The following is a 982-nucleotide window of genomic DNA, read 5'->3' on the forward strand; positions in this document are numbered from 1 at the left end:
ACGAAATAGTGGAAGAAACTCCTGCTAAATCGTCGATTGCTACCCGGAAGCACGAAAATCGCTCCAAATAACAGGAAAAATTACATTTATTTGGAAAATAGTGGTTCAGACGTGGACATTAGCAGGAGTATTCGGCGTTATTTACAATCCTCCGACTAGGCGACTCCACTTCCCACAAAAAAGCCTTAGTGGAATTCCCACTAAGGCTCTATGTAACTCTCCCGCTCACAGCCGCATCAACGCCCGGCGTTCTGCCTGCGGCCTGCAAACGGAGCAAACCCCAACGACTCGGCCGTCCTCGTCCGAGTAGAACGCCAGCTTTTTTTGCTTCTTCCGACAGAAGGAACAAGCCTGCGTATTCGTGGGAGTCTTCTTTTTGGATTGATACGACGACATTTGAATGACCTTGGATGTCTCGACCTTATCCCTGACTTTTTGCGTCATTTTGACGACGCCATAGACGATAAGTGCGAGCACGGGAACTAGAACAATTACATAGAGCATAGCTCAGCCTCCCTACTTATAATGCAAACCTTTTCAGACCACCTGAACTTCCATAGTCGTTACACACTTATCAAGCTTAGCCATAACGTCATGCGCGTGCCATGACCGGTACTGCTTACGAAGCGAAAATATGCCTCATCGCCATAATACATCTTCATACGAGCGACGACATTACGCAGACCGAACAGAGCTTTCTCTTTTTTACGATCCGTAGAAATGCCTTCGACCGCTTGTTTGGACGCTTCCTCCAGTTTACCACAGATATAGGCAAGTCTCTCCCGATTCACGCCAACTCCATTATCACTAACCTCCAACACGAGCATAACTACCCACAAATAGGAGGAAATAACAAGTTCTCCGCCTTCACTCTGTTTCTCCAGCCCCTGCAAAACAGCATTTTCCACTAAAGGCTGCAAAAGGAGCTTCAATACATGATAAGGCTTGCTTTCCTCGAAAATTTCTTACCTCACGCTAAAAT

The 982-nt window shown here is 46.5% G+C and carries 2 protein-coding genes; both read right to left on the reverse strand.

The genetic code is table 11. The features are described 5' to 3' along the window. Nucleotides 1–225: 225 nt before the first annotated feature. The gene (locus AC1DUA_RS39045) at nt 226–504 is read right to left on the reverse strand and encodes a hypothetical protein (RefSeq protein WP_477504792.1); all 279 of its coding nucleotides are present in this window, start codon (nt 502–504) and stop codon (nt 226–228) included. 59 nt (nt 505–563) lie between these two features. Then, nucleotides 564–920 (reverse strand): sensor histidine kinase, encoded by a 357-nt coding sequence (locus AC1DUA_RS39050; RefSeq protein WP_477504793.1) that lies wholly within the window; start codon nt 918–920, stop codon nt 564–566. Between the last annotated feature and the right edge of the window lie 62 nt (nt 921–982).

This window comes from Paenibacillus sp. 01T422 (assembly GCF_056398785.1).